This is a genomic window from Streptomyces sp. GD-15H (assembly GCF_045291515.1).
Lineage (GTDB): Bacteria > Actinomycetota > Actinomycetes > Streptomycetales > Streptomycetaceae > Streptomyces.
In genome coordinates, this window is record NZ_CP149447.1 from 5,101,525 (window position 1) to 5,123,876 (window position 22,352).

Consider the following 22,352-nt stretch of genomic DNA (forward strand, 5'->3'; position numbering starts at 1 on the left):
GCGTGGTCCCCCACAGCACCACCGACCCCCACCGCATCACCGTCCCCGTTACCCCTTTCGCCCTCCCCCCGTCACGGGCGATACGCGTGCGAAGGAGCCCGCGATGAGCGAGATGATCACCGCGGACCTGGTCGACCTCGACCTGTCCGCCGACACCAAGGAAGCGGCGGCGCGAGCCCTCGCCGAGCGGATGGTGACCCTCGGCCGGGTGACCGCCCTGGAGGGTTTCCTCGCCGACGTGGCCGCCCGCGAGGCCCAGATGCCGACCGGCCTCGACGGCGGCATCGGCATCCCGCACTGCCGCAGCGAGCATGTCACCGAGCCGACGCTGGCCTTCGGGCGCAGCGCCGCCGGGATCGACTTCGGTGCCGCGGACGGGCCTGCCGACCTGATCTTCCTGATCGCCGCGCCGGCGGGTGCGGACGACGCCCATCTGACGATCCTCTCGTCGCTGGCCCGGAAGCTGATGAACGCCGAGTTCACCGACGCGCTCCGGTCGGTCGGCGACGCGGAGAGCGCGGCGGCGCTCGTCCGCGGGGACGAGCGGCCGACGGCCGACGAGCCGGGACCCGCGGCGAACGCGGCCGACAGCTCCGACAGCTCCACCGGTCCCGCGGACGCCCCGGCCTCCGCAGACTCCGTGGCGGCGCCGGTGGCGGCCTCCACCGACGCCGCCACGGGCACCACCGAAGCCACGGGCACCACCGAAGCCACGGGCACCACCGACGCGGTGGGAACGTCCGGTGAGGGCGAGGGCGCGCGTCCCTTCCGGATCGTCGCCGTCACCTCCTGCCCCACCGGTATCGCCCACACGTACATGGCGGCCGAGGCGCTGGAGAGCGCAGGCCGGGAGGCGGGCGTCGAGATCGCCGCCGAGCCCCAGGGCTCGGCGGGATTCGAGCGGCTCGACCCGGCCGTGATCGCGGCGGCGGACGGTGTGATCTTCGCCCACGACGTGCCCGTCCGGGAGAAGGAGCGCTTCGCGGGCAAGCCGACCGTCGACACCGGCGTCAAGGCGGGCATCAACCGCCCTGCCCAGCTGATCGACGAGGTCCGTGCGAAGGCCGAGCGCGGGGAGGTCACCGCGGCCGCGCCCTCCACCGGTACGCCCGTGGACCGCGCCGGTGAACCCGGCGAGGGCTACGGCACCAAGCTGCGCAAGTGGCTCATGTCCGGCGTCAGTTACATGGTCCCGTTCGTCGCGGCGGGCGGTCTCCTCATCGCCCTCGGCTTCGCGATCGGCGGCTATGAGATCAACGAGGCGCCGTCGGTGATGGAACACTTCGTGTGGACCCAGGCCGACAGCTGGGGCGCCCTGCTCTTCCAGATCGGCGGCGTCGCCTTCGGCTTCCTCGTTCCGGTCCTGGCCGGTTACATCGCCTACGGCATGGCCGACCGGCCCGGACTCGTGCCCGGCTTCGTCGGTGGTGCGATCTCCCTCACCATCAACGCCGGCTTCCTCGGCGGCCTCGCGTCCGGTCTGATCGCCGGTGCGGTCGTGCTGGCGATCCAGCGGGTGCGCATCCCGGCGGCACTGCGCGGCATCATGCCGGTGGTGGTGATCCCGCTGATCTCCTCGGCGGTGGTCGGCTTCCTGATGTTCGTGGTGATCGGAAAGCCGATCGCCGAGGCGCAGCAGGCCATGACCGACTGGCTGAACGGCCTCACCGGCACCAACGCCATCCTGCTCGGCACCCTGCTCGGCCTGATGATGTGCTTCGACCTCGGCGGCCCCGTCAACAAGGTCGCGTACACCTTCGCCACGGCCGGTATCGCGGTCGCGAGCCCCAGCGACTCCGCGATGAAGATCATGGCTGCGGTGATGGCGGCCGGTATGGTTCCGCCGCTGGCGATGGCCCTGGCCACCACGGTCCGCGGCAAGCTCTTCAACCGGACCGAACGGGAGAACGGCAAGGCCGCCTGGGTCCTGGGTGCCTCCTTCATCTCGGAGGGCGCGATCCCGTTCGCGGCGGCCGACCCGCTGCGCGTGATCCCCGCCTCGATGGTGGGCGGCGCGGTCACCGGTGCCCTGTCGATGGCCTTCGGCGCCACCCTGCGCGCACCCCACGGCGGTATCTTCGTGGTCCCGCTGATCGGCAACCCGTTCCTCTACCTGGCCGCCATCGCGGCGGGCGTCTTCGTCACGGCCGCTCTGGTGATCGTCCTGAAGGGCCTGCGCAAGTCGGCTCCGGGAGCGGACGGCGCGAGTGCGGGCAAGGGCTCGGCGGCCTCGGCGGCCGAGGCGAAGCAGCCGGTGGCCGCGTGACGCGGCAGCCGGGGACGGGCGATGGATTGCCCCTTTAGGTGAGGATAGGCGGCACCTAGGTGCATAAAGGTCGCTCCAAGTTATTCGCAGATGTTTGTGGCAGCTGCGATATAGATCACGTTTACCACGGTCCGGGACCAAAGTCCCGGACCGTGGTGTGTACTGGGACGCATGCCTGAGCACGACTCGATCTTGAGGGTGGCGGGCGCCGCCGTCCTCACCGTGGTGGCCGTGGCCTGCACTGTGGGCCTGGCCGGTGTCCTGCGGCGCGAACGCGGACGCGAGCAGGGCGAGGACATCCGCCCCCGGCAGGGACCGGGGCCAGAACTGGGGCTGCGGTCCGGGCCGGGGCCGGGGCCGGGGTACGCGGTCCCGGCGGGGCAGGCGCTCCAGGCGCTTCGCGCGATTCCGCGTCAGCGGCGGACGGGGCCGCGAGCGGAGGAGGTGCGGCTCACGCCGGCGGAGCGCGAGGCGTTCGCCGTGCTGGTGCGGCGCCTGGCCGGCGGCGCTCCGGGCGACCGCTGAACCGGGTGGGGAGGAAGGCCGGGGCCCGAGGTCAGGAAACCTGCGCCGCGCGGCGCTCCATCGCGTTCCGGGCGGCGTCCTCGGTGACGTACACCTCGCACATGTGCCGTCCGTCGGGCGTGGCCGTGTGTTCCACTTCCCAGAGGGACATCTCCACGCCGTCACGAAGCAGGAACGCGTGCTCGTACAGCGAGAAGCTCAGTCCTGAACGCCCCGGGCGCCCCGTGCGGAACGGGCGGCCGAAGGCCTGGGTGATCTGGTGGGCGAACGCCGTGGTCAGCAGCGCGGCCGTCCCGGGGCCCGGACGGTCCGTGTTCTCCGCCCGGCGCAGTAAGCGGCGCGCGTGGTCCGCCGAACCGTCGGGGACGTAGACGGGCCGGGGCGTGGGGATCCGGGACAGCTGCACCACCACCGGCAGCCCGAAGTCCGGAGTCTCCGGCGGCAGGGGCAACCGGGCGGTCGCGACACGCAGTTCCTCCTCGTCCGCGTACACCTCGTGCTCGGGCTCGCTGCCCGGGGCGGCGTTGTGGACGAGCTCCCAGAGCGTGAGCGCCGAGCCGTCGGCGAGCAGCCAGGTGTGCCGGTACGTCTCCCGGTGCAGGCCGGCGCTGTGATGCGCGGAGTGCAGCGAACTGTCGTGCGCCAGCGCGCAGTCGAGCCGTTGTACCGCATCGTCGGGCAGTTCGAAGGAGTTCAGGGCACGGCCGAGCAGTCGCGCGAGGTGCTCCTCAGGAGACTCGGGCGAGTCGGCTGGTTCGTACGCTGCCGTCTCGTACGGAACGCTCAAGGCTTCTCCCGGCGTCGCTGCATGTCACCTTGTGGGTGCATACCGTAGCCTCTCGGCCGGACCTCGTGTCCGGGAACTGAGAAAAGGTGCGGCGGGAAAACGAACGAGAGGCGTGAGAAATTCCCACTCGGCCCCGGCGGCCCCTCATATCTCCTGCTCAGTCGCCACCCCCGGGAAGAGTCGCCGGGCCGTCGGCCGTTCGACCCGGACTCCGCTCAGCGGTCACCGCTCTCCGCCCACCGGTCGGCGCCGGTTTTCCCGCCGACTCCCCACGCTCCTGCCCGCCAGGCTTCCCCGCACTCCTACCCGTCCGCCTCGCCGCCCGACGCGTTGTCCGCCTCGCCGTACAACTCCCGGTACGACGGCCAGACTCCGCCCGGCCCGTCCACCGACGCGGCCGCGCGCACGGCCCGTACGATCGCGCGCGTCACCAAGTCGGCGCCGGCCGCGAGGATCTCGTTCAGGGCGAGGGGGTTCGCGGCGTCGAGCGGGTGGGTGCCCGTGGCGAGGGCGAACACGGTGTCCCCGTCGTTGAGCAGATGCACCGGCCGCACCGCCCGCGCGATGCCGTCGTGCGTAGTACCGGCCAGCTTCTGCGCCTGGGCCTTGGACAGGTCCGCGTCGGTGGCGACCACCGCGAGTGTGGTGTTGAGCGGCGGCGGGCCGTTCCGCTCCGCGATGTCGGCGAGCCGCCGGAGCGCCGCCTCGTGCACCTCCGCGGCCGGATGGCGGACCCGGCCACCCTGGAACAACTCCCCGTACAGCACCCCTGTTTCCGGATCCATCGCCGAACCGGCCGCGTTGGCCACCACCAGCGCGGCCACCGTGATCCCCGAGTCCAGCACCCTGCTCGCGGTGCCGATCCCGCCCTTCACCGCTCCGACCACGGCCCCCGTGCCGGCGCCCACGCATCCCTCCGGCACCCGCGCTCCCGGTGCGGTCGCCGCTGCCGCCTCGACCGCGGCACGCCCGGTGGCCGCGTCCGGACGGGCCCGGAAGTCGCCGCCCCGGCCCAGGTCGAAGACGCAGGCGGCCGGCACCACCGGCACCACGTGCGCGGGGTCCGGTCCGACGCGGACCCCGCGGCCCCGTTCCTCCAGCCAGGCCATCACCCCGGAGGCCGCGTCGAGTCCGTAGGCACTGCCGCCGGTCAGGACGACCGCCTCGACCTTCTGCACGAGGTTGCGGGGATCGAGCGCGTCGGTCTCCTTCGTGCCGGGGCCACCGCCGCGTACGTCCACGGCGGCCACGGCCCCGCCCTCGGGCGCGAGCACGACCGTGGTGCCGGTGAGCAGGCCGTCGCCGGTGCGGGTCGCGTGTCCCACGCGTACGCCGGCCACGTCTGTGAGCGCGTCAACTGTCATGGCGCCAGTCTCGTGCAGGGCCCTCCTCCCGCGCGGTCACCGACGGAGGAGGGCATCGGCGAGGTCGTACTCTGGGGGTATGAGCACCGTCCCCGAACCCCGGCCGCGCGAGCCGAAACCCGCGCTGGTCTTCGACGATCCGCTGGACCAGCAGTCCTCGGACGACACGGACCGCGGGTGGGGCGACCGCCCGTCCGGCGACAGCGCGTCGGACCTGAAGCGCTTCCTCGACGAGAAGCCGCCCCACCACATCTGACCCGGGCGTGACCGTGCCGGCTATCGCCCGCCGTTGCCCGGGCCGCGCTGTGCGACCAGCTCGTCGCGGATCTCCTTGAGCACCTCCAGCTCGGAGAGCTCGACGACCTCCCGCATGCCTTCCTTCGCCTTCCTGCGGGCCTCGACCCGAGCCAGGTACCGAGCCATCGGCAGCACCATCAGGAAGTAGACGACAGCGGCTGTGATCACGAACTGGAGTGTCGCGCCGAGCACCGAACCCCACAGGATCCTGACGCCCGTCGCGGCGTCTCCGGTGCCCGTGCAGGGGCCCTTCAGGCACGAGCTGTAGCTGTCCAGGTTCTGGGTGCCGAAGGCGCCGACCAGCGGATTGATCACACCCTTCACCACCGCGTTGACGATGTTGGTGAAGGCCGCGCCGATGACCACGGCCACTGCCAGATCGATGACGTTCCCGCGCATCAGAAAGGCCTTGAAGCCCTGCCAGACGCTGGTTCCGTCCTTCTCGCTCACCTAGGAGCTTCCTCTCGTACGCGTGACGCCGGCAATCAAACGCTCCGCAACCTACGACAGGGCACCGCCGATCTGTTCAGTCGGGTCCCTTGAACGAGGCACTTGGCACGGAGAGGGTGGGAATGGCCGAAGAATCCCTCACCACAGCGTCACCGCCAGTCGTGCCGTGGCGCTCGCGCCCGCGAGTTCAGCAGCGGTGGCGCGCGGAACCGACAGCACCACCAGGGCCCCGCCCGTGCCCGTGGCCTCCAGCGGCTTCGGCACCTCCGTGACCCGCGCCCCACGCGCGACCACGCGGGCCTCACCGCCCACCTCGCCACCGGTCCCCCGCTCCTCGGCGGCGATGACGTCGACCCGGTCGCCCGGCCGCAGCAGCCGTACCGTCGCGGCGTCGGCGATCCGCACCGGCGCCGTGACCCGCGCTCCCGCACGCCGAGTCCGTACGACACGGTCTCCCGCGGACCCGCCCGTCGACGCGGCCGACGCCGCGCGCGTGCGCGAAGCGCCGTCGGGATGGCCGCGGGACCGGTCCGTCTCCCGTGGGCCCGCCGCCACCAGCGCCACCGCCGTGACGGCGAGGCCGACCGCCGCGGCCCGCCTCCGGTGCCGGACGAGCCGAGCGGACCGCAGCAGACCGCCACGCACCCGCACCGGTGCGAAGTGCGGCACCTCGCACCGGGGCGGGACACCGGCACCGGGCGGGTGCGGAACAACGGCGGAGAGGGCGGGGGAGTGGCGAGAGGGCCCACGGGAGGGCTCGCGGAAGGACTCACGGAGAGGGGACGGAGGGAACGACACGGGACCACCACCTGCGGTGAGGGATCGGCTTGCGCACCCCACGATGGGGCTTCCCGCCGTTCTCCGCCGGACCCTGTGGACACCCCACGCCTTGTGGAAAGCTCCCTCACCCGAACGTGCGGCCCTACGGCAGCGCGAACCCCGGATCCATCCCCCCAGTGCCGAGCCGCACAGGCAGTCCCGCTCCTCCGTGGCGGGCAGCGCCGCCACCGCGTCGAAGAGCACGTTCCGCAGGCGGTCCACGTTCGCCGCGAACACCCGCAGCACCTCGTCGTGCGAGACGCCCTCACCGGCCCCGGCGCCGGCGTCGAGGTCGGTGACCAGGGTCAGGGACGTGTAGCAGAGCTCCAGCTCACGGGCGAGCACCGCCTCGGGGTGGCCGGTCATGCCCACCACCGACCAGCCCTGCGCCTGGTGCCACAACGATTCGGCGCGGGTGGAGAAGCGCGGCCCCTCGACCACGACCAGCGTGCCGCCGTCCACCGGCTCCCAGTCCCGCCCGCGCGCCGACTTCAGGGCGGCCGCCCGGCCGACGGGGCAGTAGGGGTCGGCCAGCGACACGTGCACGACGTTCGGCACCGTGCCGTCGGGCAGCGGCAGCCCGTCGAAGTACGTACCGACCCGGGACTTCGTACGGTCCACGAGCTGGTCCGGGACCAACAGCGTCCCCGGCCCGTACTCGGGTCGCAGCCCGCCCACCGCACACGGCCCGAGGACCTGGCGCGCGCCGACCGACCTGAGTGCCCACAGGTTGGCCCGGTAGTTGATCCGGTGCGGCGGCAGATGGTGGCCGCGCCCGTGCCGGGGGAGGAAGGCGACCCGCCAGGCCAGCTCGCCGAGGAAGAGGGAGTCGCTGGGCGCCCCGTACGGGGTGTCCACCCGGACCTCGGTCACCTCGTCGAGGAAGGAGTAGAAGCCGGAGCCGCCGATCACGCCGATCTCGGCGTTCGCCTTGTGCGCCATGTTCGCCATGCTCCGCACCCTAACCGCCCCGGAAACCGTCCTGAAAACGCCGAGGACCCCGTCGTCGGACGACGACGGGGTCCGCGGGAACTCGGCCTTACGCGGCGGTGGTGCTGGTGGAGCTGCCGGACTTGGACGACGAACCCGAACCCGAGCCCGAGCCCGAGGACGACGAGTCCGAGGACGAGGACGAGCTCGTCGAGGAGTCGGACGACTTCGACGCCGCCGGGGAACCGCTCGACGAGGAGCCGCGGCTGTCGTTGCGGTAGAAGCCGGAGCCCTTGAAGACAATGCCGACCGCCGAGAACACCTTCTTCAGGCGACCCTGGCAGTTCGGGCACTCGGTAAGAGCGTCGTCGGTGAACTTCTGCACCGCCTCGAGGCCCTCGCCGCACTCGGTGCACTGGTACTGGTAGGTGGGCACTGTCTTCCTCCTGGCACTCTCACTCGATGAGTGCTAAACGACGGTTCATAGTGCCGTATTCCCCGCGCTCAGTCCACTGTGACGGGCTCGCGGTGACCCACGCCACGTGCGACGGTGCGTCCGCGCGGGGCCGGCACCAGCCGCGACCGCAGGGCCAGCAGGGTCACCAGGGCGAGCACCGTGCCGCCCATCGGCACCAGGAAACCGGCGCCGTCCCACAGGCGGTCCTCGAACTGGCCGGAGACCGTGACCGCGGCCGCCTGGCCGAGCGCCACCGCGCCGGTCAGCCAGGTGAAGGCCTCGGTGCGGGCCCCCGCCGGGACCAGGTCGTCGACCAGTGTGTAGCCGGTGATCAGGGCGGGCGCGATGCACATGCCGACCAGGAGCCCGAGCCCCGCGAGGAGCAGCGACGACTGGGCGGCCCACAGGGCGGACGCGGTCACCGCGAGCGCCGCGTACCCGATGACGAGGCGCCGCTGCGGGGCGACCTTCCAGGCGAGGGCGCCGCAGGCGATGCCGGAGAGCATGTTGCCCGCGGCGAAGACGCCGTACAGGACGCCGTTCAGGCCGGGTTCGCCGATCGACTGGGTGTACGCGGCCAGCGACACCTGCATGCCGCCGAAGACGGACCCGATGCCCAGGAAGGTGACGACCAGGACGCGTACCCCGGGGACGCGCAGGGCGGAAACGTGCTTCACGCGCGCGTGCCCGCCGGTGGCGACCTCGGGCTGCGTGCCCTTCTGCGCGGCGAACAGCAGACCGCCGCCCAGGGTCAGCGCGGCCTCGGTCACCAGACCCGCGGCCGGGTCCACGGCCGTGCACAGGGCGGTGGCCAGCAGCGGTCCGACGACGAAGGTCAGCTCGTCGGTGACGGACTCGAAGGCCGCCGCGGTGGTCATCAGCCGGGAGTCCTTGAGCTTCACACCCCAGCGGGCGCGCACCATGGGCCCGATCTGGGGCACCGAGGCGCCGGTGGGCAAGGCCACGGCGAACAGCGCCCACAGCGGGGCGTCGGTCAGCGCCAGCGCGGTCAGGACCAGCACGGACAGGGCGTGCAGCAGGACGCCGGGGACAAGTACGGCGCGCTGCCCGTAGCGGTCGGCGAGCCGGCCGCTGAAGGGCGCGAACAGGGCCATGGCCACGCCGGTGACCGCCGCGACGGCGCCGGCCGCGCCGTACGAACCGGTGGTGTGCTGCACCAGCAGCACGAGGGAGAGGGTGAGCATCGCGAACGGCTGGCGTGCCGCGAAACCGGGGAGCAGGAACGTCCAGGCGCCGCGGGTGCGCAGCAGTCGGCCGTATCCCGGGCGGGAGGTGGCCGCAGAGTCCTTCGACGTGGTGACCGTGGATGCCACGGCCCGTGCCTTTCTGCCGCCTGGTGGCGCGCGGCCCTTGACGGTCGGGTTTCGGGCGCGCCGAGAGCTGTCCTCTTGCGCTGACTGCGGTAGATGCCGGTGCCACAGCTCAGGGCGTACCGGCCGCCATACGGTCGCGCCAGCTCTGCGTCAGGCAGAGTTGGTTCGATCTGAGTGCTCCTTGCATGTTACAGGCATCGCCTTGACGCGGGCAGATATCCACAGGTGGCAAGGGCTTGTGTGCCTGTGAAACCGAGCACTGCGGGACCGTGACCCTGTGAATGACCGGGACCCGGCCCGGCGAGGGGAGCGGTGTCAGCGCATCCGGCGGAGGGCGTCGGCAGCGCCCCCGGCGGGGGATGCGTCAGTGCTCCGGCTCCCCGCCGTCCGTCCCCAGCCAGCCGGCCAGTTTGCCGCCCTGGCCCACCGCGCGCAGGCGGCGTTCGGTGGCGTCCCGGACCGGGTCGGTGGCGACGACGAGGAGTTCGTCCCCGTGCCGCAGCACCGTCGTCGGCAGGGGGACGAACGAGGTGCCTTCGCGGACGACGAGTGTGACGGCCGCCCCTTTCGGCAGCCGGAGTTCGCCGACCTCCACGCCGTGCATCTTCGATTCCTCCGGGATGCCGACCGACAGCAGATGCCCGCGCAGCCGCTCCAGGGGCGCCGACTCGATGCCCAGGTCGGCGGCCTCCGCGCCCGTGTCGAGGCGCAGCTTGCGGGCCAGCCACGGCAGCGTCGGCCCCTGGACGAGGGTGTAGACGACGACCAGGACGAAGACGATGTTGAAGAGCTTCCGGCTGCCCTCGACGCCCTCCACCATCGGAATCGTCGCCAGGATGACGGGCACGGCGCCGCGCAGTCCCGCCCACGACATCAGCGTCTGCTCCTGCCAGGGCACCCGGAACGGCAGCAGGCACAGCACGACGCTCAGCGGGCGGGCCACCACGGTCAGCGCCAGCCCGATGACCAGCGCGGGCACGATGTCGTCGCCCAGCTCGTGCGGGGAGACCAGCAGACCGAGCAGGACGAACATGCCGATCTGGGCGATCCAGCCGAGCCCCTCCGCGAATCCCCGGGTGGCGGGCCAGTGCGGCAGCTTGGCGTTGCCCAGCACCATCGAGGCGAGGTAGACGGCGAGGAAGCCGCTGCCGTGGGCCATGGCGCCCGCCGCGTAGGCGGTGACGGCGATGGCCATGACGGCGATCGGGTAGAGGCCGGAGGCGGGCAGTGCCACATGTCTGAGCCCCCAGGCGCCCAGCCAGCCCACCGCGAGTCCGATGACCGCGCCGATGGCCAGCTCCAGGGTGATCGTGCCGAGCAGGGCGTACCAGTGCTCGATCGGGTCGGCCGTGGAGAAGGCGAGCACCAGGATGACCACCGGGGCGTCGTTGAAGCCGGACTCGGCCTCCAGGGTGCCCGTCACGCGCGTGGGGAGCGGGATGCGCCGCAGTACGGAGAAGACGGCCGCCGCGTCGGTCGAGGACACCACCGCACCGACGATGAGCGCCTGCCGCCACTCCAGCCCGATCAGGAAGTGCGCAGCCGTCGCGGTGACCCCGACGCTCACCGCGACGCCGACGGTCGCGAGTGCGGCGGAGGCGGGCAGGACGGGTCTGATCTCCGTCCACTTGGTGCCCAGACCGCCCTCGGCGAGGATCACGACCAGGGCCGCGTACCCGATGACCTGCGTCAGCCCGGCGTTGTCGAACTGGATGCCGCCGATGCCGTCCTGGCCCATGGCGACGCCGATGCCGAGATAGACGAGCAGGCTGGGGAGCCCGCTGCGCGAGGAGATCCGGACCGCTGCGACGGCGACGAGCAGGACCAGTGAGCAGACGAGCAGCAGCTGGTTGAGGTGGTGGACTGTCAGCAGCCGTCCCCTTCCCTGGCTCACGCGCCGTGCGCCCGACCTCACCTGCGGGGCGCGGGGAGCCGACGCGTCCGCGGCAAACCGCTTCGTTACCTTACCTAACTCTTGACGTTTTCTTGACGCGCTTCCCTGGCATCATCGAACGTCCGTCCGGGCTGGTTCGCGACTCCGCGTCAAGCGGCGCGGGGCCCTGCGCCTATCGTTGCTCCAGCGCTCAGTTAAAAGCACAGCCCGCCCTGCCGCTCGTGTAAGGACAGCAAGGACAGCGATGCCCACCGACACCACCGCCTCCACGGGTCAGCAACCCGGCAAGTCCGGCAGGAAAAGGGGGCGCAAAGCCCGTCTGCTCGTGTTCGTCCTGGTGTTGTCCCTGATCGGCGGTGTCGCCTACGGGGCGTACTGGTCGATCGGCACCGTGCGAGCCTCCTTCCCGCAGACCAAGGGCTCGATCACGCTCGAGGGCCTGTCGGGCCCCGTCGACGTCAAACGCGACGGTCACGGCATCCCGCAGATCTACGCCTCCTCCGACGAGGACCTGTTCATGGCGCAGGGCTACGTCCAGGCGCAGGACCGGTTCTACGAGATGGACGTGCGCCGGCACATGACCTCCGGGCGTCTGTCGGAGATGTTCGGCGAGAGCCAGGTCGAGAGCGACGAGTTCCTGCGCACCCTGGGCTGGGACCGGGTCGCGAAGCAGGAGTACGAGAAGAAGCTCTCCCCGCCACGAAGAAGTACCTCGACGCCTACGCCAAGGGGGTCAACGCCTACCTGGAGGGCAAGGAGGGCGCGGACATCTCCCTGGAGTACGCGGCGCTGGGCTTCACCAACGGCTACACGCCCGGGGCGTGGACCCCGGTGGACTCCGTGGCCTGGCTGAAGGCGATGGCCTGGGACCTGCGCGGCAACATGCAGGACGAGATCGACCGCGCCCTGATGACCAGCCGCCTCGGCCCCGAGCAGATCGCCGACCTGTACCCGGCGTATCCGTACGGCCGGAACAAGCCGGTGGTCCAGGAGGGCCAGTACAACGAGCTGACCGGGACCTACGAGTCGGGCGGCGGCGAGAGCGGCACGGGCACGGGCGACGGGGCCGGGACCGGAACCGGCGACGGCACCGCCCCGGGCACGGGCGTCGGCACGGGCACCGGCGGCGTGGAGGGCGCGTCCGGGGCTGCCGGAACCGCGGACGGCGCGTCCGGGACCGTCAGCACCGCGGACGGCCTGGAGGGTCAGCTGGCGGGCCTCCAGGAGGTCCTGCAGAACCTGCCCACGGCCGTCGGCGTCAACGGCGACGGCATCGGCTCCAACTCCTGGGTGGTCTCCGGGGAGCACACCATCACCGGTGAGCCGCTGCTGGCCAACGACCCGCACCTGTCGGCCTCGCTGCCGTCCGTCTGGTACCAGATGGGCCTGCACTGCCGCAGCGTCTCCGACAAGTGCCAGTACGACGTCACCGGCTACACCTTCGCGGGTCTGCCCGGCGTGATAATCGGCCACAACGCGGACATCGCCTGGGGCCTGACCAACTCCGGGGTCGACGTCACCGACCTCTACCTGGAGAAGATCACCGGAGAGGGCTACCAGTACGGCGGCAAGGTGGTGCCGTTCACGTCCCGCGAGGAGACCATCAAGGTCGCCGGCGGCGCCTCACGGAAGATCGTCGTCCGGGAGACCGGCAACGGCCCGCTGCTCTCCGACCGATCCGCCGACCTGGTGCGGACCGGCAAGAAGGCCACCGTCGAGTCCGCCGCACCCGACCGGGGCGACGGCTACGGCGTCTCCCTGCGCTGGACCGCGCTGGACGCCGGACGCACCATGGACTCCGTCTTCGCGCTGAACCGAGCGAAGGACTGGGACGACTTCCGCGAGGCGGCCACCCTCTTCGAGGTGCCCTCGCAGAACCTCGTCTACGCGGACACCGAGGGCCACATCGGCTACACGCTGCCCGGCAGGATCCCCGCCCGCGCGAAGGGCCACGACGGTTCCGTCCCGGCACCCGGCTGGAACCCCAAGTACGAGTGGACCGGCTGGATCGAGCAGGACGAACTGCCCTACGAGTTCAACCCCGACCGCGGCTACATCGTCACCGCCAACCAGGCCGTCGCCGATCCCGACACGTACCCGTACACCCTGACCACCGACTGGGGCTATGGCGCCCGCAGCCAGCGGATCACCGAGCTGATCAAGTCGAAGATCAAGGACGGCGGCAAGATCTCCACCGACGACATGCGGCAGATGCAGCTCGACAACAGCAGCGGCATCGCCAAGCTGCTCGTGCGCGAACTGCTCAAGATCGACGTCGGGGACCCGGACGTGCGCGAGGCGCAGAAGCTGCTGGAGAGCTGGGACTACACCCAGGACGCCGACTCCGCGGCGGCCGCCTACTTCAACTCCGTCTGGCGCAACATCCTCAAACTCGCCTTCGGTCACAAGCTGCCCAAGGAGCTGCGGGTCAAGGGCCAGTGCCTGTGGGTCGACCCGGTCGACCCGGTCGGGCCCGCCGAGGAGCGCGTCAAGGTCCGCGAGTGCGGCATGCGCGAGGCCGACCAGGCCCAGCCCGACGGCGGCGACCGCTGGTTCGAGGTGGTCCGCACGCTGATGGAGAAGGAGAACAGCGACTGGTGGACGACTCCGAAGGCGGGCACCCGCCCCGCCGCGGAGAACCGTGACGAGCTGTTCAAGCGCGCCATGATCGACGCGCGCTGGGAGCTCACCGCCAAGCTCGGCAAGGACATCGACACCTGGAGCTGGGCCGGCTGCACCGCCTGTTCCTGAAGAACCAGACCCTGGGCACCTCCGGCCCCGACTTCCTGCAGTACGTCCTCAACCGCGGCCCCTGGAAGCTCGGCGGCGGCGAGGCCACGGTCAACGCGACCGGCTGGAACGCCGCGGGCGGCTACGGGGTGGTGTGGGTGCCGTCGATGCGGATGGTGGTCAACCTCGGCGACCTCGACAAGTCGCGGTGGATCAACCTCACCGGAGCCTCCGGTCACGCCTACAGCTCCCACTACGTCGACCAGACGGACAAGTGGGCCGAGGGCGAACTGCTCGAGTGGGCGTACTCGGACAAGGCGGTCGAGGCCAGTACCGGCGACACACTGCTGCTCAAGCCCTGAGGGCCCGGTCCCGACGCATGAGGCAGGCGAAAGCGGCCGCCACGCACGCGTGGCGGCCGCTTTCGTCCTGCCGGGGCCGCGGGCCACCGGAACGGTGTCGTCGCTCAGCCGAACCGCCGTACCCCCGACGGGCTCACCACCGCGTGCACCGGCCGGTCGTGGGGCTCCTCGGGGACCCGCTCGACCACCTCGGTGTCGTACAGCAGCACCACCAGGGCCGGGTGCGTGCCCGCGCGCTCCAGCCGGGCCAGCACCCGGTCGTACGAGCCTCCGCCGCGCCCCAGCCGCATTCCGCGGGCGTCCACGGCCAGGCCCGGCAGCAGCACGGCGTCCGCTCCGGTCACGGCGTCCGGCCCGAGGCGCTCCCCGGCCGGTTCGAGCAGGGCCATCCGCCCGCCGTGCCGCACGCGCGTGAGCGAGCCCTCGCCGGTGTACGCGCCCCAGTCCAGATCGTTGTCGGGGAGCAGGGCAGGCAGCAGCACGCGTACGCCCCGCGCGCGCAGCGCGTCGAGCAGCACGAGCGTGCCGGGTTCGCTTCCCACGGAGACGTACGCCGCCACGGTGCGCGCGTGCGCCAGCTCGGGCAGCCCGAGCGCGCGGTCGGCCAGCGCGGTCGCGGACTCCCGCACGTCATCCGCTGTCAACCTGTTCCTCGCCAGAAGGATTTCCCGTCGCAATGCCCGCTTGTCAGGATCGTTCGCGCGGTCGTTGTGTCTCAACTCTGTCCCTGCATCGTCATATTATGCTCATATGGGCATCAACGGTCCGGAGTAGCGGATTCCGTGCAAAGGCACCGGATATGGTTACGGACATGATTCAGTCGCACCCTCGGATCAGCAAGGCTGTCATTCCCGCAGCAGGCCTCGGCACCCGGTTCCTGCCGGCCACCAAGGCCACTCCCAAGGAGATGCTGCCGGTCGTCGACAAGCCGGCGATCCAGTACGTGGTCGAAGAGGCCGCAGCCGCCGGTCTCGACGACGTCCTGATGGTGACGGGCCGCAACAAGCGCCCCCTGGAGGATCATTTCGACCGCAATTACGAACTGGAGTCCGCCCTCAACCGGAAGGGTGACGCCGCGCGCCTCGCCAAGGTCCAGGAATCCAGCGACCTCGCGACCATGCACTACGTCCGCCAGGGCGACCCCAAGGGCCTCGGCCACGCCGTCCTGTGCGCCGCCCCGCACGTCGGCGCCGAAGCCTTCGCCGTCCTTCTCGGCGACGACCTGATCGACCCGCGCGACTGCCTGCTCCAGCGCATGATCGAGGTCCAGGAGGAGCAAGGCGGCAGCGTGATCGCGCTCATGGAGGTCGCCCCGGAGCAGATCAACCTCTACGGCTCCGCCGCCGTCGAGGCCACCGCCGATTCCGACGTGGTCCGGGTCAGCGGCCTGGTGGAGAAGCCCGAACCGGCCGACGCGCCCTCCAACTACGCCATCATCGGCCGCTACGTCCTCGACCCGGCCGTCTTCGACGTACTGCGCAAGACCGAGCCGGGCCGCGGCGGCGAGATCCAGCTCACCGACGCCCTCCAGCAGTTGGCCGCGGACGAAGGGATCGGCGGCCCGGTGCACGGCGTGGTCTTCAAGGGCCGCCGCTATGACACCGGCGACCGAGGCGACTACCTGCGTGCCATTGTCCGACTCGCGTGCGAACGTGAAGACCTGGGCCCGGACTTCCGGGCATGGCTCCGCCGTTACGTCACCGAGGAGATGCAGGAACGTTGAGCACCGCCGCGCCCCGCACCGCAGGTCCGGACCACCTCTGGTCGGTGGACGAGCACCTGGACGACATCCTCACCACCGTCCGCCCCCTGGAACCCATCGAGCTGCACCTCCTCGACGCCCAGGGCTGCGTCCTGGTCGAGGACGTCACGGTGCAGGTGTCGCTGCCGCCGTTCGACAACAGCTCCATGGACGGGTACGCGGTACGGGTCGCGGATGTCGCGGGCGCGAGCGAGCGGTACCCGGCCGCCCTCGAGGTCGTGGGCGACGTCGCGGCCGGCCAGTCCGACCTGCTCAGGGTCGGGCCCGGCCAGGCGGTACGCATCATGACCGGCGCCCCGCTCCCGCCCGGCACCGAGACCGTCGTCCCCGTCGAGTGGACCGACGGCGGGCTCGGCGAGGGCCCGGTCACCGGGATGCGGGCCCGCAGCCTGGCCCCCGAGGGCGCCACCGGGCAGGTACTCGTGTACCGCCCGGCCCAGGCACGCGCGCATGTGCGCGCCAAGGGCAGCGACGTACGGGCCGGTGACCGCGCCCTGGAGGCCGGGACCGTCCTCGGCCCGCCGCAGATCTCCCTGCTGGCCGCGATCGGCCGCGGCACGGTACGCGTGCGCCCGCGCCCGCGCGTGGTGGTGATGTCCACCGGCAGCGAACTCGTCCAGCCCGACGAGGAACTGAACGCCGGTCAGATCTACGACTCCAACAGCTTCTCCCTCACCGCCTGCGCGCGGGACGCCGGTGCCATCGCCTACCGCGTGGGCGCCGTCGCGGACGACGCCGACACCCTCCGCGACACCATCGAGGACCAGTTGGTGCGCGCCGACCTGATGGTCACCACCGGCGGGGTGAGCGTCGGGGCGTACGACGTCGTCAGGGAGGCGCTGTCGTCCGTCGGCGACGAGGACGAGCCGGGCAGCGGCATCGACTTCCGCAAGCTCGCCATGCAGCCCGGCAAGCCCCAGGGCTTCGGCTCCATCGGCCCCGACCACACCCCCCTGCTGGCCCTCCCCGGCAACCCGGTCTCCTCGTACGTCTCCTTCGAGCTGTTCGTGCGCCCCGCCATCCGCACCCTGATGGGCCTCACGGACGTCCACCGGCCGAGAACCCGCGCGACCCTGACCGCGGGCGGGACGCTGACCTCGCCGAAGGGCCGGCGCCAGTTCCTGCGCGGCCGGTATGCCGACGGCGAGGTGACCCCGGTCGGCGGCGCCGGTTCCCACCTGGTGGCCGCCCTCGCACAGGCGAACGCGCTGATCGTCGTCCCCGAGGACGTCGGGTCCGTGGCGCCCGGCACCGAGGTCGAGGTGGTCCTGCTCGGCTGAGCCGCACCGGTTGGCGGTACCGTGTCGCGCACAGCAGACCCGTGCGCCGCACCGCGGCGGGCCCGGACCGGGAGCGTCACACGATCATGACCGTGCCTTCCCGGGGGAGACCCCCGGACCCTCCACGCAGGACCACCTGACCCACATCGACGAGGCGGGCGCCGCCCGTATGGTCGACGTGTCCGGCAAGGACGTCACCGCGCGCACCGCCCGCGCCACCGGCCGCGTCCTCGTCTCGCCCCGTGTGATCGAACTGCTGCGCGGTGAGGGCGTCCCCAAGGGGGACGCCCTGGCCACCGCGCGGATCGCGGGCATCATGGGTGCCAAGCGCACCCCCGACCTGATCCCCCTGTGTCACCCCTTGGCGGTGTCCGGTGTGAAACTGGACCTGTCGGTCGTGGACGACGCAGTGGAGATCACGGCCACCGTGAAGACGACGGACCGCACGGGCGTGGAGATGGAGGCGCTCACCGCGGTCTCGGTCGCCGCGCTCACCGTGATCGACATGGTCAAGGCGGTCGACAAGAAGGCGGTCATCACGGACGTGCGGGTGGAGGAGAAGACGGGCGGCAAGTCGGGCGACTGGAGCAGGGCATGACACTCGACGCATCCGACGGCGGCGCACTGCTCGCGCAGTACAGCGCCCTGGTGGTCACCGTCTCCAACAGGGCTGCCGCCGGCGTCTACCAGGACACGGGCGGCCCCCTGATCGCCGAGGGCCTGCGGCGGTTCGGCTTCGCCGTCGACGGCCCGCAGGTGGTCCCGGACGGTGACCCGGTGGAGGCCGCGCTGCGCGCGGGCGCCGAGGCCGGGTACGACGTCATCGTGACCACCGGCGGCACCGGCGTCTCGCCCACCGACCGCACCCCCGAGGCGACCCGCGCGGTGATCGGCCACGAGGTGCCCGGCATCGCGGAGGCCATCCGGGCGTACGGCCGGGACAAGGTGCCGACGGCGGCCCTCTCCCGGGGCCTCGCGGGCGTCGCGGGCCGGACGCTGATCGTCAACCTTCCCGGGTCCAGCGGCGGAGTGAAGGACGGTCTGGCCGTCCTGGAACCGCTGTTGAAGCACGCGGTCGACCAACTGCGCGGCGGTGACCACTCCAGTTCCGGTACCAGTGGCGGGGGTGCGAGCTGAACGGTTCCTCCTGGCCCGTGGAGCTGGTGGCCGGCGACGTCGTCCTCCGGCCGATAAAGCTGCGCGACCAGCGGGCCTGGCGCGAGGTCAACCGGCGCAACCGGGACTGGCTGCGCCCCTGGGAGGCGACGATCCCGCCGCCCACCCCTTCCGGTCCGATCGTGCACCGGCCGACCTACCGTCAGATGGTCCGCCACCTCAGGGCAGAGGCCCACGCGGGGCGGATGCTGCCGTTCGTCATCGAGTACCAGGGGCGCCTGGTCGGCCAGTTGACGGTCGCGGGGATCACCTGGGGCTCGATGTGCTCGGGGCACGTCGGCTACTGGGTCGACGAGGCGGTGGCCGGTCGCGGGGTGGTGCCGACGGCCGTGGCGATGGCCGTGGACCACTGTTTCCGCACCGTCGGACTGCACCGCGTCGAGGTGTGCATTCGGCCCGAGAACGGGCCCAGCCGCCGGGTCGTGGAGAAACTCGGATTCCGCGAGGAGGGGCTGCGCCCGCGGTATCTGCACATCGACGGAGCCTGGCGCGACCATCTCGTCTTCGCGCTCACGGCGGAAGAACTGCCCGAGGATTTGCTCAGGCGCTGGCAACGGGCACGCTCCCAGGAAGAGCGGCCCGCCGGAGACGAGCGGGCCGGGGACGAGCGGCGTCATCCCGGAATTCCGCACCGCCCGACTAATTGAATAAACGTTCGAATTTGATCGCGTGATGACCGTCTGAAGAGGGGGAAATTCCCAGCTTGAGTGGTCTGTTGATCGCATCGTTCGCAAAAAAAGCTCGAAATATCAGCCAGATCGTGCGACACACCGGCTCAATTGGCGGATGGCCTCACCTAAACCCCTCTACCGTGTGAGGCGTGAGCAGCAGCGGCCTCATCTACGCAGTCATTGTCGGGGCCTGGGCCGCCTACTTGGTGCCGATGTGGCTCCGTAGGCAGGACGAGTTGAACGAAGCCCGTCCGACGGAACGCTTCAGCACCGCCATCCGATTGTTGTCCGGACGGGCGGGAATGGAGCGCCGGTACGCCAAGGACCTGCGGGCGCGCTCCGCCGACGAGGGGGAGCAGAGCGTCCACGACCCGGACGCGGTCACCGATTCGGTGGACGTCCGGGCCTTCGCCGTGTCCCAGACCCGTCCGCAGCAGGTGCAGGCGCCCGTACGGACGTCCCCCGCGCAGCGGCCGGAACGGGCGGTACCCGAACCGGCCCCCGACGATTCAACCGGACGCCCCCCGCGCGAGCGCGTTCCGTCCGCCCGGCGCGAAGCGCCCCCTCGAAGGGCACAGCCGGCGATGCCGGCCCAGCAGGCCCCGTCGTCGCAGTCCGCCCCGCAGTCCCTGTCGGCGCAGGCCGCCGCGGCGCGTGCCCGGCGCTCGAAGGTGCTCGCCCGCCGTCGGCGCACCACCACGATGCTCTTCCTCGCCTTCACGTTCGGCGCGATCGTCGCCGCGGTCGGCGGGCTCACCTTCCTGTGGGCGCCCGGAGTGCCCGCGGTGCTGCTGAGCGTCTACATCGCCTACCTGCGCTCCCAGGAGCGCCGCCGCTTCGCGTACCAGATGGACCGCCGTCAGGCCGAGGCCGCCGCACAGCGGCTGCGGGAACGTCAGCCGCGCCGCCGCCCGTCCGTCGACGACGTGGACCCCGACGAACCGGAGGGACACGAGCCGGGCGCCGACCCCGACCTCGGGCCGGGCCCGGAGACCGACCCCGGCCTCTTGGCGCTCGCCGCCGACCGGCGCGCGCTCGTCGAGCAGACCGACCACGCCGAGTGGGTCGACCAGCAGCGGGAGCGACGGCGGCGGCCCGGCCAGGGCGGCGACAGCTGGGACCCGGTCCCGGTGCCGCTGCCCACGTACGTGACCGCCCCGGTCGCCCCGCGCGCCACCAACGACGTGGACCTCGGCGCCGCGGACACCTGGAGCTCGGCGCGTTCGAGCGCCGTGACCCCGGGCCCGGAGAAGACCGAGGCCGCCGACGACGCGGACCCGGAAGGGGACCGGGCCGGTACGGAGGAGCAGGCCGACGCCGACGGGCGCAATGACGCCCTCCGCGCGGCCTCTGCCCGCCGCTCCCGCGAGCGCGGCCGCACCCCGCTGTTCGACCAGTACGAGGACGGCGACCGCCTCCGGGCCGCCAACGAATGATCTCCGAAACCGCAGGTGACCGCCCACCGGCAACGGATTTCCGAGCACACCGATCGGGGTGCTAAGGTTTCTCTCGTTGCAAGGGCCTGTGGCGCAGTCTGGTAGCGCACCTCGTTCGCATCGAGGGGGTCTGGGGTTCAAATCCCCACAGGTCCACCGCAGCGACTGTTCTTGAGTCAGCTCAGGAAGAGTTCACGAGATCCCGTCCGATCTGATTGATCGGACGGGATCTCGGCGTTTCCGGGATCTGTTCGACGCGGCGTCCGAACCGAGGCCGGTGCCGGAGGAGGTTGTTCGGCAGCCGGCGGCCTGAGGTTCCGGCCGGTACGGCGGTGTGGTGCGGCAATCACAGCGACCGCGAGCAGCCCTTGGGAGCCAAGTCGGTGGGGCGCATCAAGCAGGATCAACGGTCACGCACCGGTTACCCGCCGGCTTCCTGCTGCCGCAGGTCGCCAGGCTGCACCACCTGCGTCGCCCGCGCTGGTCGAGGAAGAGCCAGCCGCAGTCCTCGCTGGGGCAGGTGCGGATCGTGAAACGTCGCGGGTCCGCGAGCAGTTCCGAGGCGCTGCGGGCGGCCGCACAGACAGGCAACCGCAAACCGGCGGCGCGGGACGGAAGCCAGCGCCCCAGGCCGTCCTCACCGCGGGTGAACACCGAGACCTTGGCGGCGTCCTCCACGACACCGGCCACCGCCTTGAAGGCCCGAGCGTCGTGGGGATCGGTCAGGCAGGCGTACAGGTTTCCACGGAATTCCCGGGCCTCGTCCAGGGCGGCGGCGGCCTTCTCGGGGTACTGCCGCGCCTGTTCGAGCAGCCAGGTGACGAGTCGGTCTTCCGCCAGGTCCATATGTCCGGCCCACACGGCGAGCGTGGCGTAGCTGCGCAGCCACTCCGAGCCCGGCAGATGAGCGCCGCCCCAGCCCGCGTAAGTGTTGCAGAATTCCAGTGCCGGATGTCCGCTGGTGTTCCACGGCAGCCATTCCTCGCCGACCCGCACCGCATAGATGGGCGCGGGTGGCCGGTCCAGCCGGGGGTCGCCCTGCAGGATGCGGTCGTGCAGGGTCCGTAACCCGGCGCCCGGCTCAATGCCGAAGTCGGTCACCAGCACTTGGCGCGTACTGCGGTACAGCTGGAGGGCATCGGCCTGGCGGCCGCTCCGGTACAGCGCGGTCATCTGGCCGGTGACCAGTCGTTCCCGCTCCGGATGTTCCTGGGCCGACACCATCAGATCCGCCGCGACCCGCTCATGCCGTCCCATGGCGAGCTGGGACTCGGCCCACTGCTCCAGGGCGGACAGGCGCAGCTCCCCGATGTGGGCGCCGAGCCGGTCACGAAGCCGGTCGTCGGCCACATCGGCGAGCAGCGGGCCCCTCCACAGCCCGAGGGCCTGGTCGTAGAGGCGCACCCGCTCCGCAGGATCGCCCGTGGCTGCCGCCTGCCGGACAAGGAGGATGAACTCCTGCGCGTCGATCACATGCCGACCGGGCTCGACGGCATAGCCGTCGTGCGTGGTGCCGATGTGCAGTCCGTACGGCCTGAGGCCGGCGCGCAGTCTGCCGACGTAGGTGTGGACGGTGCTGCGGGCCGAGGCCGGCGCATCGCCGTCCCACAACAGGTCGATGAGGCGTGTGGTCGTCACGGTACGGCCCGCGTGCAGCAGCAGGATCGACAGCAGGCACCGCTCCTGGCGGCGGCTGCCCACCAGCACCCGCTGTCCCTCGTGACGGGCCTGGAACGGACCGAGCAGCTGGAACTCCATGATTCGGGGCAGCCTAGCCGGAAGCGGAAGCGCTTCCCACCCGTGGGGGACGCG

The 22,352-nt window shown here is 71.6% G+C and carries 19 protein-coding genes, 1 tRNA gene and 2 pseudogenes; 12 read left to right on the forward strand and 10 right to left on the reverse strand.

Going from position 1 to position 22,352, the window contains the following annotated elements; all coding sequences use genetic code 11:
* Window positions 1-103 precede the first annotated feature (103 nt).
* The gene (locus WJ438_RS24300; protein WP_406727122.1) at window positions 104-2,266 is read left to right on the forward strand and encodes a fructose-specific PTS transporter subunit EIIC; all 2,163 of its coding nucleotides are present in this window, start codon (window positions 104-106) and stop codon (window positions 2,264-2,266) included.
* Window positions 2,267-2,437: 171 nt separating this feature from the next.
* A complete protein-coding gene (locus tag WJ438_RS24305) occupies window positions 2,438-2,791 on the forward strand; it encodes a hypothetical protein (RefSeq protein ID WP_406727123.1) in 354 nt (117 codons plus the stop codon).
* A 31-nt stretch (window positions 2,792-2,822) separates the two neighbouring features.
* On the opposite strand, the gene WJ438_RS24310 is transcribed toward WJ438_RS24305, so the two are convergent.
* A complete protein-coding gene (locus tag WJ438_RS24310) occupies window positions 2,823-3,578 on the reverse strand; it encodes a DUF6227 family protein (protein WP_406727124.1) in 756 nt (251 codons plus the stop codon).
* A gap of 302 nt (window positions 3,579-3,880) precedes the next feature.
* A complete protein-coding gene (locus WJ438_RS24315) occupies window positions 3,881-4,942 on the reverse strand; it encodes a P1 family peptidase (protein ID WP_406727125.1) in 1,062 nt (353 codons plus the stop codon).
* Window positions 4,943-5,021: 79 nt separating this feature from the next.
* Between WJ438_RS24315 and WJ438_RS24320 the strand changes: the two genes are divergently transcribed.
* On the forward strand, window positions 5,022-5,198 hold the full coding sequence (locus WJ438_RS24320) for a hypothetical protein (protein ID WP_406727126.1): 177 nt from the start codon (window positions 5,022-5,024) through the stop codon (window positions 5,196-5,198).
* A 20-nt stretch (window positions 5,199-5,218) separates the two neighbouring features.
* Here WJ438_RS24320 and mscL read toward each other — a convergent pair whose 3' ends face one another.
* The 6 genes and pseudogenes from mscL to WJ438_RS24350 form a co-directional block, all read right to left on the reverse strand.
* A complete protein-coding gene (gene mscL / locus WJ438_RS24325; RefSeq protein ID WP_406727127.1) occupies window positions 5,219-5,689 on the reverse strand; it encodes a large conductance mechanosensitive channel protein MscL in 471 nt (156 codons plus the stop codon).
* A 138-nt stretch (window positions 5,690-5,827) separates the two neighbouring features.
* On the reverse strand, window positions 5,828-6,358 hold the full coding sequence (locus WJ438_RS24330) for an RcpC/CpaB family pilus assembly protein (RefSeq protein WP_406727128.1): 531 nt from the start codon (window positions 6,356-6,358) through the stop codon (window positions 5,828-5,830).
* 253 nt (window positions 6,359-6,611) lie between these two features.
* Window positions 6,612-7,450: pseudogene (locus WJ438_RS24335) on the reverse strand (S-methyl-5'-thioadenosine phosphorylase).
* Between the two features lie 97 nt (window positions 7,451-7,547).
* Window positions 7,548-7,874 carry an FmdB family zinc ribbon protein gene (locus tag WJ438_RS24340; RefSeq protein WP_406727129.1) on the reverse strand — a complete coding sequence of 109 codons (327 nt, stop codon included), beginning with the start codon at window positions 7,872-7,874 and terminating at the stop codon, window positions 7,548-7,550.
* Between the two features lie 68 nt (window positions 7,875-7,942).
* Entirely contained in the window at window positions 7,943-9,229 is a 1,287-nt protein-coding gene (locus WJ438_RS24345) for an MFS transporter (protein WP_406727130.1), read from the reverse strand.
* Window positions 9,230-9,593: 364 nt separating this feature from the next.
* On the reverse strand, window positions 9,594-11,123 hold the full coding sequence (locus WJ438_RS24350) for a potassium/proton antiporter (protein ID WP_406727131.1): 1,530 nt from the start codon (window positions 11,121-11,123) through the stop codon (window positions 9,594-9,596).
* A gap of 244 nt (window positions 11,124-11,367) precedes the next feature.
* On the opposite strand from WJ438_RS24350, the pseudogene WJ438_RS24355 reads away from it, so the two are divergent.
* Window positions 11,368-13,874, forward strand: a pseudogene (locus tag WJ438_RS24355) (penicillin acylase family protein).
* Entirely contained in the window at window positions 13,871-14,215 is a 345-nt protein-coding gene (locus WJ438_RS24360; RefSeq protein WP_406729794.1) for a penicillin acylase family protein, read from the forward strand. The pseudogene WJ438_RS24355 and the gene WJ438_RS24360 overlap by 4 nt, the downstream one beginning before the upstream one ends.
* Window positions 14,216-14,319: 104 nt before the next feature.
* Here WJ438_RS24360 and WJ438_RS24365 read toward each other — a convergent pair whose 3' ends face one another.
* Window positions 14,320-14,934 carry a 5-formyltetrahydrofolate cyclo-ligase gene (locus tag WJ438_RS24365; RefSeq protein ID WP_406727132.1) on the reverse strand — a complete coding sequence of 205 codons (615 nt, stop codon included), beginning with the start codon at window positions 14,932-14,934 and terminating at the stop codon, window positions 14,320-14,322.
* 92 nt (window positions 14,935-15,026) lie between these two features.
* On the opposite strand from WJ438_RS24365, the gene galU reads away from it, so the two are divergent.
* The 7 genes from galU (at window position 15,027) to WJ438_RS24400 (ending at window position 20,696) form a co-directional block, all read left to right on the forward strand.
* Window positions 15,027-15,938 carry a UTP--glucose-1-phosphate uridylyltransferase GalU gene (gene galU / locus WJ438_RS24370; protein WP_406727133.1) on the forward strand — a complete coding sequence of 304 codons (912 nt, stop codon included), beginning with the start codon at window positions 15,027-15,029 and terminating at the stop codon, window positions 15,936-15,938.
* Complete coding sequence (gene glp / locus WJ438_RS24375; protein WP_406727134.1) at window positions 15,935-17,257, forward strand: gephyrin-like molybdotransferase Glp; 1,323 nt, start codon at window positions 15,935-15,937, stop codon at window positions 17,255-17,257. Before galU ends, glp begins: the two co-directional genes overlap by 4 nt.
* Before the next feature lie 169 nt (window positions 17,258-17,426).
* Window positions 17,427-17,855 (forward strand): cyclic pyranopterin monophosphate synthase MoaC, encoded by a 429-nt coding sequence (moaC, locus tag WJ438_RS24380; protein WP_406727135.1) that lies wholly within the window; start codon window positions 17,427-17,429, stop codon window positions 17,853-17,855.
* Window positions 17,852-18,394: a molybdenum cofactor biosynthesis protein B gene (locus WJ438_RS24385; RefSeq protein ID WP_406727136.1), complete on the forward strand. Its 543-nt coding sequence runs from the start codon at window positions 17,852-17,854 to the stop codon at window positions 18,392-18,394. The genes moaC and WJ438_RS24385 overlap by 4 nt, the downstream gene beginning before the upstream one ends.
* 17 nt (window positions 18,395-18,411) lie before the next feature.
* A complete protein-coding gene (locus WJ438_RS24390) occupies window positions 18,412-19,080 on the forward strand; it encodes a GNAT family N-acetyltransferase (protein WP_406727137.1) in 669 nt (222 codons plus the stop codon).
* Between the two features lie 173 nt (window positions 19,081-19,253).
* Window positions 19,254-20,540, forward strand: a complete 1,287-nt coding sequence (gene glpR, locus WJ438_RS24395) for a gephyrin-like molybdotransferase receptor GlpR (protein ID WP_406727138.1) — start codon at window positions 19,254-19,256, stop codon at window positions 20,538-20,540.
* Window positions 20,541-20,622: 82 nt separating this feature from the next.
* Window positions 20,623-20,696 (forward strand) — tRNA-Ala (locus WJ438_RS24400).
* A 237-nt stretch (window positions 20,697-20,933) separates the two neighbouring features.
* Here the strand turns inward: WJ438_RS24400 and WJ438_RS24405 are convergent.
* A complete protein-coding gene (locus WJ438_RS24405) occupies window positions 20,934-22,298 on the reverse strand; it encodes a BTAD domain-containing putative transcriptional regulator (RefSeq protein WP_406727139.1) in 1,365 nt (454 codons plus the stop codon).
* Window positions 22,299-22,352 lie beyond the last annotated feature (54 nt).

Coding starts and splice junctions, on each gene's coding strand:
- WJ438_RS24300 (WP_406727122.1), top strand. CDS start 104: ATGAGCGAGATGATCACCGCGGACCTGGTCGACCTCGACCTGTCCGCC.
- WJ438_RS24305 (WP_406727123.1), top strand. CDS start 2,438: ATGCCTGAGCACGACTCGATCTTGAGGGTGGCGGGCGCCGCCGTCCTC.
- WJ438_RS24315 (WP_406727125.1), bottom strand. CDS start 4,942: ATGACAGTTGACGCGCTCACAGACGTGGCCGGCGTACGCGTGGGACAC.
- WJ438_RS24320 (WP_406727126.1), top strand. CDS start 5,022: ATGAGCACCGTCCCCGAACCCCGGCCGCGCGAGCCGAAACCCGCGCTG.
- galU (WP_406727133.1), top strand. CDS start 15,027: ATGATTCAGTCGCACCCTCGGATCAGCAAGGCTGTCATTCCCGCAGCA.
- moaC (WP_406727135.1), top strand. CDS start 17,427: ATGGTCGACGTGTCCGGCAAGGACGTCACCGCGCGCACCGCCCGCGCC.
- WJ438_RS24385 (WP_406727136.1), top strand. CDS start 17,852: ATGACACTCGACGCATCCGACGGCGGCGCACTGCTCGCGCAGTACAGC.
- WJ438_RS24405 (WP_406727139.1), bottom strand. CDS start 22,298: ATGGAGTTCCAGCTGCTCGGTCCGTTCCAGGCCCGTCACGAGGGACAG.